The organism is Bacillus sp. SIMBA_031 (assembly GCF_046535225.1).
Lineage (GTDB): Bacteria > Bacillota > Bacilli > Bacillales > Bacillaceae > Bacillus > Bacillus velezensis.
The window spans coordinates 1-270 of the sequence record NZ_JAWRXC010000261.1 but is presented as its reverse complement, the minus strand read 5'-3'; the positions used below and the strand labels follow the sequence as shown (position 1 = coordinate 270).

Sequence of the window (270 nt, the reverse complement as noted above, 5' to 3'; positions counted from 1 at the left end):
AAAGGTATTTAATCAAGATCTGAACAGCTGGAATACATCCAATGTTACTACAATGGCCTATACCTTTGCAGAATGTTATCTTTTCAACAAGCCTCTTGACCAATGGAACACTTCCCAAGTAAAGAATATGGCTTTTATGTTTCATTTAATTCCTAATTTCAATCAGCCATTAAAGTCCTGGGACACTTCTAATGTAACAGATATGAGCCATATGTTTCATTCTGCAAAAGCGTTCAACCAGCCATTAGATACCTGGAATGTAAGTAAAGT

General features: G+C 35.6%; 1 protein-coding gene. It reads left to right on the top strand.

The features are described 5' to 3' along the window. Nucleotides 1-270, top strand: a 270-nt coding sequence (locus SB724_RS20255; protein ID WP_410572654.1) for a BspA family leucine-rich repeat surface protein, incomplete at both ends; no start/stop codon positions are given.